The following is a 14,570-nucleotide window of genomic DNA, read 5'->3' on the forward strand; positions in this document are numbered from 1 at the left end:
TTCTTATGTTCGTTTGTAACATTGGGCAGTATTGTCATACTAATAAGATAACAACTACCAACAACACGTGACAAAAGAGCTGGAACATCAATTTGTGACAGAACTTGAGAACAACCAAAACATTGTTCACAAGGTTTGTACACTTTATACAAATAACCGTGATGCCCATAATGACCTGTTTCAAGAGATTACCATTCAGTTATGGAAAGCCTATCCAAAATTTAGGGGCGAGTCCAAATTCAGCACATGGATGTATAGAGTTGCCTTGAACACGGCCATTACATTGTATAGAAAATCCAAAAGAAGCATTAGAACCCAGGATTACGATTCTGTAATTTTTAAGATTAAGGCCGACGAATACGATGCCACGGAAGAGGAACAATTAAAATTGATGTACCAAGCGGTAAAACAATTGGGGGATATTGAGAAGGCCTTGGTCTTTCTCTATTTAGAGGACAAAAATTATAGCGAGATAAGTGAAACCCTTGGTATCACAGAAGTGAACGCACGTGTAAAAATGAACCGAATTAAGAAAAAACTAAGGACGATATTGAATCCTTGATGGGTATATAATGGACGAACTGGAGCTACTCAAAAAAGACTGGCAGAAAAAAGGAAGTGATCTTCCAAAACTGTCTTACCAAGACATTGAAAAGATGATCTGGAAAAAATCATCTTCTATAGTAAAATGGATACTGATTATTAGTATTCTGGAATTTTCCGTTCCACACCTGCTATATTTCTTGCCGGGCATGCAAGACAATATGGATGTCTATGAAAAATTGGGAATCAAAAACCTTTCTACCTGCCTTTGGGTAGTGGGCTATGGAATTACCTTTTATTTTATTTTTCTTTTCTATAAAAGGTACAGGGAAATTTCAACCTTGGACAATGCCAAGAACCTCATGGAGAAAATCATACGTACCCGTAAAACGGTAAAGTACTATATTATCTTTGGGCTTAGCTTTTTGTTCCTTACCTGCCTCATGTTCATTGTTGCCATTTATCTAAACGACCACATTTTGGAGGTGTTTCCCACGGATGATTCCAGTATTTCCGAAGAAAAGTTTAAAAGCGTCATGCTTTGGGCCATGGGCATTTTTAGCATCGTATTTATTGCTATAATGGGAGGTATTTACTTTTTATTGTATGGATTTCTCCTGAGGAAACTTACCAAAAACTATAAGGAGTTAAAACAATTGGAAGTTTAGAATTTAGTCCTGTTGCGATACCTTCTCAATTCATTTTCCTCCTCGTAGGCCAATAACTCTTCCTTAGGAATTACCTTGAGGAAAGAAGGATGTTGCTCAATGGCATATTCCAGTTTTTCAATGATGGAATCAAAGGATTCATTCTCGTAATCAATATCCAAAGGTTCTTTAATGACCATGGACTGAAGAATTCCTTTCTTCTTGACCCTTAGCCCCTTTTTATCAAAAGACCGTCTAAAACCATCAATTACCACAGGCACTACAATAGGCTTGTACTTTTTTATAATGTGTGCCGTTCCTTTTCTAAGCGGTTTCCATGGAGTAGTCGTTCCTTGGGGAAACGTAATGACCCAACCATCATCCAAGGCTTTTCCAATATTGGAAATATCGCTCATCTTTACTTGTCTTTTTACATCCTTTCCTTCTGAGCGCCACGTACGCTCAACACTGATGGAGCCGGCGTAGGCGAAAATTTTGGTTAGCAAGCTTTTTTTCATGGTTTCCGCTGCCGCCACGTAATACATGTTCAATTTAGGATTCCAGATGTAACCAATATTTTTGATGTTATCTACCCTTCCGCTTAAACTGGCATTGAATACATGGAACATGGCCACCACATCTGCAAAATAGGTCTGGTGGTTACTCACAAAAAGTACATTCCTGTCCGGAAGCTGACGAATGATCTCAGAACCATCTACCTCCAGCTTATTAAATTGCTTGTACCTATTGTGGGTCATCAACCCTAAAATGCGAATCAACCACTTTTTAAGGTATAAAATATGGCCAAATGGATTTTTTTTGAATACGCCCATAGAGGCCAAATTTACAAAATAAGGCCCTATAAAACCTCGCGAAGCAGCATCCTTATCTCACTGAGCATCATACTGGTGGCTCCCCAAACGGTGTAACCATTTAATTTAAAGGCAGGTACATCTACATTTGCTGCATAGGAAGTAGATAGATTTTGCGTAAAAAGAACCTCATCCTTCATGAATTGGGCCAATTCTACCTCCACCAAAGCTGCCACTTCCGTAGTTTGGGGCACAAAAGGCTTCTTATTATGATAGAGCCCTAAAAACGGAAAAACCTCAAAATTGCTCGGTGGTATATAGAGCTCACTCAGGGGTCTAATTATTTCAATTTGAGACGGGTGTACCCCTACTTCTTCATGGGTTTCCCTTAGGGCTGTTTCTTGTAAGTCGCGGTCCCATTTTTCCAGTTTCCCACCGGGGAAACCCACCTGATTGCTATGCACGTCTTTAGGGTGGCTTTTTCGCAAAATAAGTAGAAAACGGGTCTGCCCTCCGGTATCTGGATAGAATAAAGCCATTACTCCCGCCTTCTTAGGATTTTTACTCTTTAAACGTGCCTTTCGGAGCTCTTCTACCCTAAACTCGGGCGCCATTTTTAAATGGGACGCTTCCCCTGGTAAATCTAGATTTTTTATTTTTGGAATCCTTACGGAAAACTCAGAAAAATTCATGCAGATACAAAGATTCTATTCCTTTACAATATTACTACTATTTTTAATGGTGTCCTGCGGCGAGACTCCTAAGAAAAAGCAAAATACGGCTGAAGAAACCACGGCCCAAAAAGACTCCGTTCAGCAGGATAGCGCAGAAAAAAAGAAAAAAGAAAAGGAAAAATTCGTTCTTACCGAAGAGAATGCCATTGATTTCTTCTTTGATTACCAAAAAGGACTTACCGAAAATAAAGTAAAAATTACCACTAGCTATGGCAGTTTTACGGTAGAGCTTTATGATAATGTTCCGTACCACAAGGCCAATTTCATCTACCTTACGAAGAAGGGCTATTTTAACGGAACCCAGTTTCACCGGGTCGTGAAAAATTTCATCATTCAGGGCGGAAGCTCAGACGACAAGGAAACCGCCAGAAAACGAAGGGAAATTGGTAGGTATCTACTTCCACCGGATACCCGAAAGGGCTATAGACACCACCGTGGAACCATAAGTATGCCCAGCAGTGAAATAGACAATCCGCATATGTTGGCAAGTCCATATGAGTTCTTTATCGTAGTAACAGACCCTGGCTCCTATCATTTAGATGGGGATTTTACTCCCTTTGGGCGCGTTATTTCAGGGATGGACGTAGTTGATGAAATTAACCACGTAGAAGTAGGAGATGGAGATTGGCCGCATCAAAATGTTTACATAGAAAAAGCGGAAATTGTCAACTAAACCATGGTTTCAAGCCTCATTTTCCCTAGTACCGTAAATATTGGGCAAGGTTAGATGAAAACGAACCGCCAGAAGCCTAGCCACAATTACGATCAAAATTGAGGCTATATAGGCATAAGCCCCATCAAAAGGCAATAAAATAAGTAAAAAATAACTGCTTCCTCCCAAGATACAGGCGGTAGCATAAATTTCCTTTCGTCTAAAAATCACGGGAATTTCATTGCACAAAATATCCCTGATAACTCCCCCAAAACATGCCGTTATAGTTCCCAAGGCAATACACATTATAGGGGAAAGTTCAGCTGTAAGTCCTTTTTCAATCCCCAATAAGGTAAACAATCCTATTCCAATGGAATCGAACAACAATAGGGTTTTACGCAAGTGATGCAGGTGTTTAGCGAATAAAATCGCGAACAGAACGGTAACCGCAATCACGATCATGTAGATTTCTTCTTGCATCCAAGTAACCGGCGTATTGCCAATAAGAATATCCCTAAGGGTACCGCCTCCTACCGAGGTAACAAAGGCGATGATAAAAATCCCGAACAGGTCCAAGCGCTTGTCCATCGCCACTAAAACACCTGATATAGCAAAAGCAATAATCCCTAAAATGTCTATGATGAAATATAGCATCCCCTCACTTTTAAAATGGATTGGCAAAAGTATCCTTTACGATTAAAAGCACCAGAAGATTGGCCCTTTTTTAAGAAAATAAAGGAGGTATAACTACATACTTTGCGTGTAGTAATTGTAATCCTTTATGACCAAATCCACAAAATCTAATGGTTTTAAATCGGTAGAAATGTGGGTCACCTTTTTAATCTGATTGCTCAGGGAAAGTATTACGTTGTGATCTCCTTTTCTTTTAGAGACATCAAACAATTCTTTAATAGTCTGCATTTCACGGTCCTTAAAAACGGTAACTTGAGGAAAGGATGGTTTATAATCTTCGGGTAATTCCCTAAGAAGCGTATCGCGCAAAAAAACCTTTTGCTTTTCGCTAATCACCGTAGTGCCCGCCGCAATATCACCCACTCGCTGACCGTTGCCTCTTATTAAGATGGTTAATACGGCCACTCCCCCGCTGGAGAGCGTAACATCAAGAATTCTGAGCACCCATCTGATCATGTAACTGGAAAAAGTGGGTTTGGAACCATCCAATTTCACTACCCTGATCTGCATTATTTTTTTACCAATGGATTGCCCGTTCATAAGCGTCTCAAAAAGTAAATAATAAAGAAATGCGGGCAGGTTAAGAATCATATAAATGGCCCAAGCATCGTTCATTTCAATGTCTAGGGAGAGCAAAAGAACTATGGATAGTATGATATAGCAGATAACGATAAACGTATCTATTAAAAAGGCCACCATTCTATCCCCTAGGTGGGCAGCATTCTGGCTAATGGTTATATTTTGGGCGGTTTCTATTTGAAATTGCTCCATAGTTTCGTTTCTTTGGGTAATAACCCCGTTATGCATGCGAGAGGCCGCCTTCGTAAAACAAAATAAAGACAAATGGGCAACTTTTGAAAATGCCCTGGCTAAGAAAACGAAGCTTCCACCGGATAAATTGTCCGATCTGTATATTGAAATTACGGACCATCTTAGTTATGCCAAAACCTTTTATACGGGCAGCAATACGGAACTATATCTAAACTCCCTTGCCTCACAGGCCCATCAAAAGATTTACAAAACAAAAAAAGAGCCTAAAAACAGAGTATTTGAGTTTTGGAAAACGGAATTTCCACTGCTTTTCTATTTCTACCAAAGAGAATTGCTCATTGCCTTTTTGGTGTTTGTTTTTTTTGCCCTTGTGGGAGCTTTTTCTTCTGCTAATGAAGGGGAGTTCGTCCGTTCTATTCTAGGAGATGGTTATGTAAACATGACGTTGGAAAACATTGAAAAAGGCGACCCCATGGCGGTCTATAAACAAATGGGCGAGTTTAATATGTTTTTAGGAATTACCATCAACAATATTCGTGTGGCTCTTATGGCTTTCTCCTTTGGAATTTTATTGGGCGTGGGCACCTTGTACATCATGTTACGCAATGGTATTATGTTGGGAAGCTTTCAGTACTTTTTTTATGAAAAAGGTCTGCTCTGGGAGTCTGCACGAACGATATGGATACATGGTACCATAGAAATTTCGGTCATCATCATTGCCGGCTGCGCAGGACTGGTTTTGGCAAACGGGATGCTTTTTCCCGGCACCTACACCCGATTGGAATCCTTTAAACGAGGGGTGAAAAACGGACTGAAAATTATGCTGAGTACCGTACCTTTCTTTATAATTGCCGGATTCTTGGAAGGTTTTGTTACCCGGCACACGGAAATGCCAGATGCCATGGCCGTCCTTATAATTTTGGCATCCTTGGCACTAATTCTGTTTTACTACGTTATATATCCAATTCAATTGCACAAAAAAGAACAGAAAAACCACCAACAATTAAAAGACCTAAGGCATTCCCTTTCGTAAAATTATAATGCCTGGATCAATACCATCTTAAATCTATGAAACCATACATTGAATTTAAAAAGCAACGTGAATTGGGTGAAATTCTTTCGGATACTTTCGCCTTCCTCAGAACGGAGTTTAAGCCCTTTTTTAATACCTTTTTTAGGATTATAGGCCCTTATTTACTGGTCATGATCATTTGTTATTGCTTTTATATGTACCAATTTGGAGATTTTTTCACTTTTGGTATGGAAAGCGCAGATTCTATAAGTAGCGTACTCCTACTTTTGGTAGTGGGCGGCGCCTTTGTCCTTTCCATGGTTGCCACATATGTCTTGTCCCAAGCCACTACCTTATTCTACATTAAATCCTATGCCAATAATAAGGGAACTGTAGTTTTTGAGGAAGTGAAAAAAGACGTGTATGCCTCATTTTGGCAGTTTATAGGTTTGGGTATTTTGGTAGCGCTCTGCGTTGGTGTCGGATTTATGTTCTGTATTATCCCCGGTGTATACCTCTACGTTCCCTTAGTGCTTTCCTTTAGCATTATGGTTTTTAATCAAAAAAGTGTATCGGATGCATTTAGCTATAGTTTTACCTTAGTAAAAGATCATTGGTGGATGACTTTTGCCGCACTTTTTGTAGTTGGCATTATTGTTACGGTTGCCAGTTATGCCTTTGCCATCCCATCTACCATTTATAATTATGCCAAATTGGGAATTCTTTCAGGTGAAATAGATGCTGAAAACTTTACGGTGGCAGACCCTATTTCCATACTTCTTGGAAGCATAAGCACCCTGGCCCAGTTTCTTTTGAACATCATTTCGGTAGTGGCCGGAGTACTAATTTATTTTGACCTCAACGAAAAGAAAAACTTTACCGGAACCTACGAACGTATCCAAAGTTTGGGAGAAACAGAATAACTGTATGCATAAATGGCTATTTCTAATTGCGATATGTACATTTTGTAGCCTTTTTGGGCAACAGGATTCTACCGTAGTTCTTGATAGTTCCCATATCGTAAAAAAAGAAATTACCGAAAGCTTTCTAGAAAAGTATAGAAATGATAAGGCTTTTAATTATGAGGTCGTAGAGCAAAATCCTACTTGGTCGGATGATTTTAAGACATGGTTGGGCAATGTCATGCTAAGAATTTTCGAAGCCATTTTTGGAATGGAAAGGGCCTCTGGTATCTTGTCCGTTTTCTTGGAAATCATTCCGTATATTCTTTTGGGTCTTTTGATTTTTATTCTGATAAAGTTCATCTTACGATTAAATGCCCATACCATCAATACAAAAGGCAAACAAGGCGATGTACTTTTGTCCGAAGAAGAAAGAATTATAAAAACCGAGGATATTGGCGAGCTTATTGAAAAAGCACTAGCCGAGAAAAATTTTCGCTTGGCCGTTAGATACTATTATCTGCAATCCTTAAAACAATTGAACGAAAGGGAATTCATAGATTGGCAACTACAAAAAACCAACAGCGATTATGTTTCCGAAATCACAAAAGTAGACTTAAAACAACAGTTTGCCCATATAACTAAGCTATACGATTACATCTGGTATGGTGATTTTTTTATAGATGAGCAACGGTTCTTACGAGCGGAAATCTCATTTAAAAACCTTGAAAAAATTGTTTTGAGGCATGGGTAAAAGGCTCATCAAATATATAATCCTCATTGTTATCACCGTTGGTGCCCTATTGCTTGCTCAGTATAACAAACCCAAGGAAATCAATTGGTTACCGTCTTTTGTAAACGATCACAAGATTCCCTACGGTACCAAAGTTTTTAATGAGTATGTACAGGAGAAATTTAAAAATGTAAAACAGGTAAATGTCCCTCCTTTTGAGTTTTTGGCACATCAAGATTCTATAAATGGTACGTATGTTTTTATCAATAACGACGTGACTTTTGGTGAGGTTGAATTGCATAGGATTTTGGACTGGACCTCCAAAGGTAACTCCCTCTTTATAGCATCCTCTTCCTTTGAGCAGCCATTGTTGGATACCCTGAAGCTAGAAACCAATAATCTCTACAACAGTTTTGAAAATGGCAAGGCCTATGAGCACCGGTTGGTGAACCCTCAACTTGGTAACAATGCAGCATTCACTTTTGAAAAGGATTCTTACACCACCTATTTTACCCAAGATTCTTTACCTGGCCCCATAACTGTTCTGGGTACGGTAAGCGCAAAAAATGACTCCGTTTCCACAAAAGGTCCTAGCGAAAACTATAATGTAATCCGAAAAAAATATGGAAAAGGTGAAATTATTTTGAGCACCTTTCCCAAGGCATTTACCAATTACTTTATCTTAAAGGATCATCATAAAGAGTATACAGCGGGTTTGATTTCCTACTGGGATGAATCCAGATCTTTATACTTGGATAACCATTATAAATCCGGGAAATCCATTTACACCTCTCCCATGTACATCTTTTTGAATATACGCGAGTTTAAGTGGGCCTATTACCTTGCCCTTTTGGGGGTGTTATTGTATGTAGTGTTTGAGGGCAAGAGAAAACAAAGGGCCATTCCGGTAATAGAACCTTTAAAAAACCAGACCTTGGCCTTTACCAGAACCATTGCGGATATGTATTATGAATCTGGTGAAACCAAGGCCATCGCAAAGCACAAAATTGACTATTTTTTAGATTATGTTCGCAACCACTTCTATTTTCAAAGTATTGAAAAAACTGAGGATTTTTATCAGAATTTAGCCAGTAGAAGTTCTCATGAAATGGAAGAAGTAGAACAGCTATTCAACTATATAAATCAAATTGAATCTAAGGAGACCATAACCGATACTGAGCTCCAAAAATTAAATTCGCTCATAGAAAAATTTAAGAAGAAAGCCCATGGAAACTAATGACAACACAGATCAGGCCATGAATTTTGATAATAGAATTGACCTTGAAGGCTTAAAAACTTCGGTTGATCAAATGAAGCAAGAGCTCAAAAAGGTCATTGTGGGCCAAGAAAATTTTATTGAACTCTTGATTGTCTCCCTTTTGGTAGATGGCCATGTTCTTATTGAGGGTGTTCCAGGGGTAGCAAAGACCATTACGGCAAAACTTTTCGCAAAAACCCTAAAAACAGAATTCAGCAGAATTCAATTTACACCAGATTTAATGCCCAGTGATATTTTAGGAACTTCTATTTTTAGTGCGAAAACTTCTGAGTTTGAATATAAAAAAGGACCTATTTTTTCCAATATTGTTCTTATTGATGAGATTAACCGGGCACCGGCAAAAACCCAAGCTGCATTGTTTGAAACCATGGAAGAACGCCAAATAACGATGGACGGCACCACTTACCCCATGGACCGGCCTTTTATGGTGCTTGCCACCCAAAATCCAGTAGAGCAAGAAGGAACCTACGCCCTGCCCGAAGCGCAATTAGACCGTTTTCTTTTTAAAATAAAGGTGGGCTACCCCTCCGTGGAGGAAGAAATACGTATCATAGAAACCCATCACCAAAGAAAGGGAACCCAACCCCAAGAACGTATTATGGGCGTTTTGACTCCGGCTCAATTGTTAGAGTTTAAAGCTAAGATTCAGGAGGTGTTGGTAGAGGAAAAAATCATCAACTACATTGCCCAGATCATCACCAAAACTCGCAACCATCCCCATTTGTACTTGGGAGGTTCGCCAAGGGCATCGATTGCCACTTTAAATGCGTCAAAGGCTTTTGCTGCTATCAACGGAAGGGATTTTGTGATACCTCAAGATGTAAAAATCGCCCTAAAACCGGTCCTCAACCACAGGGTTATCCTAACCCCGGAACGCGAGATGGAAGGCATGACCACAGAAAGTGTCATTGATATGATTACAGAATCTGTTGAGATACCTAGATAAATCATGGGATTTCTAAAATCGTTTTACATACACCATACGTTTTTTAGATATTTGGCAGTGCTTTCAGGCTGCTTTGTACTGTCTTTTTGGCTACCCTTTTTATATCCGTTGGCATGGTTGGCCACACTGCTTTTACTGGCCCTTTTCTTGTTTGACGTTTACCTTTTATACGCCCAACCGGAGGCTATTAAAGCGGAAAGGTTTGTACCTCAAAAATTGTCCAACAGTGATTATAATTCCATAACCATAAAGTACGGTTCCCGCTATGCTTTTAAGGTGCAACTACAAATTATTGATGAATTGCCCGTGCAATTCCAAAAAAGGGATTTTGAGCATGTAGCCTCTCTTACAAAAGCGGAAAACAAGGTTTATGAATACGCGGTAAGACCCGTAGAGCGCGGGGAATACGTTTTTGGGAATTTGATGGTATTTGCCTCATCGCCCCTGCGTATTGTAAAAAGAAGGTTCACCTTTCAAAGTGGGCAAATGGTTCCTGTTTATCCCAGCATCATTCAGATGCAGCAGTATGATTTTCTATCCATCAGTAATCACCTAACAGAATTCGGTCTAAAAAAATTGAGACGAATTGGCCATACCCAAGAATTTGAGCAGATAAAGGAGTACGTTCCAGGAGATGATTTTAGAACCATTAATTGGAAGGCCACGGCCAAACAGAACATGCTAATGGTCAATCAATATCAAGATGAACGCTCGCAACCTGTGTATTCCATCATAGATACAGGACGGGTAATGAAAATGCCCTTTAACGGACTTAAATTATTGGATTATGCTATTAATGCCACTTTAGCTTTTTCAAATATTGCCTTAAAAAGGCATGACAAAACGGGAATGCTTACTTTCTCCAAAAACATTGAAAATTTTGTACCTGCCGTTCAAAAGTTGACCCACCTGAATACTATCCTTGAAAAACTTTATAATATTTCAACCGACTTTACAGATTCTGATTTTGGCCTTCTTTACGGGCAAATAAAGAGGAAGGTAAGCCATAGAAGCCTTTTAATGCTATACACCAATTTTGAGCATATTTCTGCCCTAAAAAGACAACTCCCCTATTTATTGGCCATAGCCAAAAAACATGTGTTGGTGGTTATCTTTTTTGAGAATACGGAACTGGAAGGACTTATAGAAAATGATACCCAAAATTTACAGGATATCTATCATAAAACCGTTGCAGAAAAGTTTTCGTTGGATAAACGGTTGATGCAAAAGGAGCTTCAGAAGTATGGTATACAGACCATCCTTACCCCACCCGAAAAACTTACCATCAATACCATCAACAAATATTTAGAGATTAAGGCAAGAGGGTTAATCTAAGTTTTGACCATCTCATTCCACCCTATACTATTCATCAAAATCATTGATATTTTTACAATTTATCAAGGGTTTTTATAAATTATTCTCAAAACTATATTTTGTTGATAACTTTTGTTTAAAAATTCCTAAAAACGGGGAGGTCTTAGAATTTCACTATTTCATCGATAAAATGCACGCTGTTAACAAGGCCGTTTTGCAATCAGCTTCCCAATTCCGCAACCAAAAATTACATTTAAATACATAAATTAGCCCTCCCCCATTTAGATACTTAGGTATCGTTTTTGAACTAACTTATACAAACTCTAAATTGCCATGGGAGTCAACAACTCACCAAACTCAGCTTCTGGGGAATACAATCTTTTTTCCAAATGGACTGGCAAAAAGTCCAAATACAAGTATAGGCTTATAGACTATAAGAACAAGCAAGACAAAAAAGACTTTCTATTAAGCGATACCAAATGCAATTTGGAGATATTGCCACAAGGCATCATGATCACCGGTAATTTTAAGGAAAAAGAATCCATCATCCCGGTGCTTAAAGATGAAATTGAATCTCTTACCCTAATTAGAGGCAAGGAAGTAATCGACACTTTTTATATGTCCCCCATGTACATCATGTCCAAGTTAGGAATTCCCAACAGGGTTTCGAGACATTTACAAGTATATCCGTCCGAATATAAAATTGCTGAAACTAGGATTCACATTAAATGTGAGGAGTATCAATTGACTTTGATAACTAGTGGCAGTAGACATTCCAAAATCTTAAGGAACCTAAAAAGATTCGGTTTTGACACCAACTTAAAACTGGTTGAAAAACCCCGGCTTAATCTATTGCAATACAGACGGGCACTAGATCTATAACAATCTGTTACAATTTTATGATTGGAGAAACTTTAGGCCATTTCAAATCGCCTAAATATTTGATATAGCGAAAATTGTACTATCTTTTGGGACCATTTACCAAAGTACCATCCAACCATGAAATTAAAAGTATACTTTTCCTTTGCCCTGCTCCTTTTTACTTTTCAAGGTGTAAAAGCACAAGATTTGCACCATTTGGCCCAAGACTTTTTGGCAACCCTGTCTACTGACCTTAGGGAAAAAACAGTTTTTGAACTTAGTTCAGAAGAAAGAAAAAATTTCTTTTACACTCCGGTATACCGAAAAGGGACTACTTTCAATGACTATAATAAAGAACAGACCGCGGCCGCACTTACGTTGTTAAAAGCGTCTATAAGCGAAAACGCCTTTGAAAAAACAAAGGAGATCATGGATTTGGAAAAAATCCTGATCGTATTGGAAAACAATCCTAAAATGCCGGATGGCAGCCCTAAGCGCGACCCGTTAAATTACCATTTTTGGATCTTTGGTAATCCAGAAAAGGATCACTATTGGGGTTGGCGTTTTGAAGGTCACCACATTTCCCTCAATTTTGTAGCATCCGAAGGTAGTTTGGTCTCCAGTACACCTTTCTTTCTTGGCACCAACCCCGGCAGGGTCTTGGAAGGTGAACAGAAAGGACATGAAGTTCTAAAACTAGAAACGGACTATGGCTATGCCATGGTGAACTCATTGACCCCACAACAGCTGGAAGTGGCAAGATATTCAGAAACGGCCCCTGTAGATATGTTTACAAGCAACCATTCCAAAGCTGAACGATTGGCACATACCGGTATACAATATGCCGACTTAACCGGTGAACAAAAAAAGCTTTTTGATCGCCTTTTACAGTTGTACCTAGATAACTACGAAAAGAAATTTTCCAAAAAGGCGAAGGACAAGATTGAAAAAGAAGGCCGGGATGAACTTTATTTTGCGTGGGCCGGAAGTTTGGAACGTGGCCAAGGACATTATTACAGTATTCAAGGGAAAACCCTTTTAATTGAATATGACAATACCCAAAACAATAACAACCATGTGCATACCGTAGTACGTGATTTGGAGAATGACTTTGGAGATGACCTTTTACAGGACCACTACGACCATGACCACTAAAACAGGTATGTTTACTTGCAACCGCCTTTAGTATTTACAATTAAATCCGTTAGCTTTAAAAAAAGAAACTAGGAATACGCTAACATGGAGCAAAGGGTACGGCATCAAAAATTCTATAGTCTTGGAATTTGTCTTTGGTCCCTAGTACTGTTTTTAAGTGCTTTTATAGGAGTACTCTTCCTTATCTTCCAAGCCAAAACATCTTACTTTAACACCTATTCCTATTGGCTAATCGGCTATGGCCTCATTTTCGCCACATCACAGCTAATACAAATAAACTACTACCTTTCTAAAAAACAGTATTGGGCCATCGTGGCCTGTGCCAGTTACCTGATAGCTTCTTTGGCACTGTTTACCGTTACTTATTTTATGGTTACTTCCCAACGTTTAGAGCGTTTTCACCTGAGTATTCAAAACTTAATGCTACTTTCCGTCATTTTTTACGGACTCGTTTTAATTGTATCCGTAACCAGGAAAAAGAAATGGTTACAAATAGCAGGTTGGTCCCTTCTACTAATTGGAATTGCCTACCTAACCCTTTTTTATGCGAAGAACTTCAGCTCGAGTTTTGAACTTAAATTAAAGATGACCAAAGCCATCCACATTATCTCCTTGTTAAGTAGTTTGGTGGCTATTCCCTTTATCTTACATTTTAGAAAGGAATTAAAAACACTAAGAACAACCGAAGCGCATTCCTTTTCAAAGTCCTTTAAAGGAGTTATGGGTCTACTGGTCGCCCTAGCCTTAGTGGGTTCCCTTTTTTTAATCAAAGATGTGGTATCAAATACATTGCGACAACCAACTCCCACAACCAAACAACTGGAAATTGCTTCGGCTTTTAAAGCCTTTACGTATACCAATACCAAGGGACAAAAATTGCCGTATCGTCTGCTATTGCCATCAGATTACCAACCAAATAACAACTATCCATTGGCCATATGTTTACATCACGGGGGAGGAAACGGTACCGATAATGTTCGCCAGGTAGAAGCCTCCATGTTTGCCAGAACCTTGGCCACACCTGAAAATCAGCAAAAATTTCCTGCCATTGTATTCGTGCCACAAGCCCCACCGGGATCCTGTTTTGGCGGTATTCCCGAATATGAGGATATCAGCCCCCTTGTCATGGAAGCTATCAAAGAAATTGAAGCTACTTACTCGGTAGACACCCATAGGCGCTACGTCATGGGAATGAGCCTGGGTGGTTTTGGAACATGGACATTGATCGGCAACCATCCTCAACTGTTTGCCGCCGCCATGCCCGTTTGTGGAGGTGGCGACCCCGCAAAAGCTGAACATATGCTGCAAACGCCTATTTGGGCCTTTCACGGGGCGGAAGACCAAAATGTCCCTGTACAACTATCGCAAGATATGGTCAATGCCATTCGTGAAATAGGAGGCCAACCCAAATACACTGAGTACGAAAATGTGGGCCACAACGTCTGGAACCACGTGGAAAAGACCCCCGGAAAATTGGAATGGATTTTTGACCAATCACTAGCGAACTAAACTTTTT

Annotated in this window: 16 protein-coding genes; 12 read left to right on the forward strand and 4 right to left on the reverse strand. The window is 39.3% G+C overall.

The features are described from left to right. Nucleotides 1-67: 67 nt before the first annotated feature. Nucleotides 68-562: an RNA polymerase sigma factor gene (locus IL355_RS12145; RefSeq protein ID WP_187458885.1), complete on the forward strand. Its 495-nt coding sequence runs from the start codon at nucleotides 68-70 to the stop codon at nucleotides 560-562. A gap of 10 nt (nucleotides 563-572) precedes the next feature. Beyond that, on the forward strand, nucleotides 573-1,211 hold the full coding sequence (locus IL355_RS12150) for a hypothetical protein (protein ID WP_192462384.1): 639 nt from the start codon (nucleotides 573-575) through the stop codon (nucleotides 1,209-1,211). Here IL355_RS12150 and IL355_RS12155 read toward each other — a convergent pair. After that, nucleotides 1,208-2,023 carry a lysophospholipid acyltransferase family protein gene (locus IL355_RS12155; RefSeq protein ID WP_192462385.1) on the reverse strand — a complete coding sequence of 272 codons (816 nt, stop codon included), beginning with the start codon at nucleotides 2,021-2,023 and terminating at the stop codon, nucleotides 1,208-1,210. The genes IL355_RS12150 and IL355_RS12155 overlap by 4 nt on opposite strands. Before the next feature lie 26 nt (nucleotides 2,024-2,049). Next, entirely contained in the window at nucleotides 2,050-2,694 is a 645-nt protein-coding gene (locus tag IL355_RS12160; protein ID WP_192462386.1) for an NUDIX hydrolase, read from the reverse strand. On the opposite strand from IL355_RS12160, the gene IL355_RS12165 reads away from it, so the two are divergent. Continuing rightward, complete coding sequence (locus tag IL355_RS12165) at nucleotides 2,693-3,409, forward strand: peptidylprolyl isomerase (protein ID WP_192462387.1); 717 nt, start codon at nucleotides 2,693-2,695, stop codon at nucleotides 3,407-3,409. The genes IL355_RS12160 and IL355_RS12165 overlap by 2 nt on opposite strands. Nucleotides 3,410-3,418: 9 nt before the next feature. On the opposite strand, the gene IL355_RS12170 is transcribed toward IL355_RS12165, so the two are convergent. Further along, nucleotides 3,419-4,042, reverse strand: a complete 624-nt coding sequence (locus tag IL355_RS12170) for a trimeric intracellular cation channel family protein (protein ID WP_192462388.1) — start codon at nucleotides 4,040-4,042, stop codon at nucleotides 3,419-3,421. Nucleotides 4,043-4,135: 93 nt separating this feature from the next. Then, a complete protein-coding gene (locus tag IL355_RS12175; RefSeq protein ID WP_192462389.1) occupies nucleotides 4,136-4,852 on the reverse strand; it encodes an RDD family protein in 717 nt (238 codons plus the stop codon). Nucleotides 4,853-4,886: 34 nt separating this feature from the next. On the opposite strand from IL355_RS12175, the gene IL355_RS12180 reads away from it, so the two are divergent. From IL355_RS12180 to IL355_RS12220, 9 genes are all read left to right on the forward strand, one after another. Then, nucleotides 4,887-5,885: a stage II sporulation protein M gene (locus tag IL355_RS12180; protein WP_192462390.1), complete on the forward strand. Its 999-nt coding sequence runs from the start codon at nucleotides 4,887-4,889 to the stop codon at nucleotides 5,883-5,885. Nucleotides 5,886-5,920: 35 nt separating this feature from the next. Beyond that, the gene (locus IL355_RS12185) at nucleotides 5,921-6,787 is read left to right on the forward strand and encodes a hypothetical protein (RefSeq protein ID WP_192462391.1); all 867 of its coding nucleotides are present in this window, start codon (nucleotides 5,921-5,923) and stop codon (nucleotides 6,785-6,787) included. Nucleotides 6,788-6,791: 4 nt separating this feature from the next. After that, nucleotides 6,792-7,520 carry a DUF4129 domain-containing protein gene (locus IL355_RS12190; protein ID WP_192462392.1) on the forward strand — a complete coding sequence of 243 codons (729 nt, stop codon included), beginning with the start codon at nucleotides 6,792-6,794 and terminating at the stop codon, nucleotides 7,518-7,520. Next, nucleotides 7,513-8,736, forward strand: a complete 1,224-nt coding sequence (locus IL355_RS12195) for a DUF4350 domain-containing protein (protein ID WP_192462393.1) — start codon at nucleotides 7,513-7,515, stop codon at nucleotides 8,734-8,736. The genes IL355_RS12190 and IL355_RS12195 overlap by 8 nt, the downstream gene beginning before the upstream one ends. Next, on the forward strand, nucleotides 8,726-9,724 hold the full coding sequence (locus IL355_RS12200; protein WP_192462394.1) for an AAA family ATPase: 999 nt from the start codon (nucleotides 8,726-8,728) through the stop codon (nucleotides 9,722-9,724). The genes IL355_RS12195 and IL355_RS12200 overlap by 11 nt, the downstream gene beginning before the upstream one ends. Before the next feature lie 3 nt (nucleotides 9,725-9,727). Next, on the forward strand, nucleotides 9,728-11,059 hold the full coding sequence (locus IL355_RS12205) for a DUF58 domain-containing protein (protein ID WP_192462395.1): 1,332 nt from the start codon (nucleotides 9,728-9,730) through the stop codon (nucleotides 11,057-11,059). 312 nt (nucleotides 11,060-11,371) lie between these two features. Then, complete coding sequence (locus IL355_RS12210) at nucleotides 11,372-11,920, forward strand: hypothetical protein (RefSeq protein WP_192462396.1); 549 nt, start codon at nucleotides 11,372-11,374, stop codon at nucleotides 11,918-11,920. Nucleotides 11,921-12,037: 117 nt separating this feature from the next. Further along, nucleotides 12,038-13,054 (forward strand): DUF3500 domain-containing protein, encoded by a 1,017-nt coding sequence (locus IL355_RS12215; protein WP_192462397.1) that lies wholly within the window; start codon nucleotides 12,038-12,040, stop codon nucleotides 13,052-13,054. Nucleotides 13,055-13,138: 84 nt separating this feature from the next. Next, nucleotides 13,139-14,563 carry a prolyl oligopeptidase family serine peptidase gene (locus IL355_RS12220; RefSeq protein ID WP_192462398.1) on the forward strand — a complete coding sequence of 475 codons (1,425 nt, stop codon included), beginning with the start codon at nucleotides 13,139-13,141 and terminating at the stop codon, nucleotides 14,561-14,563. The last annotated feature ends 7 nt before the right edge of the window (nucleotides 14,564-14,570 follow it).

Source organism: Euzebyella saccharophila (genome assembly GCF_014855495.1).
Lineage (GTDB): Bacteria > Bacteroidota > Bacteroidia > Flavobacteriales > Flavobacteriaceae > Euzebyella > Euzebyella saccharophila.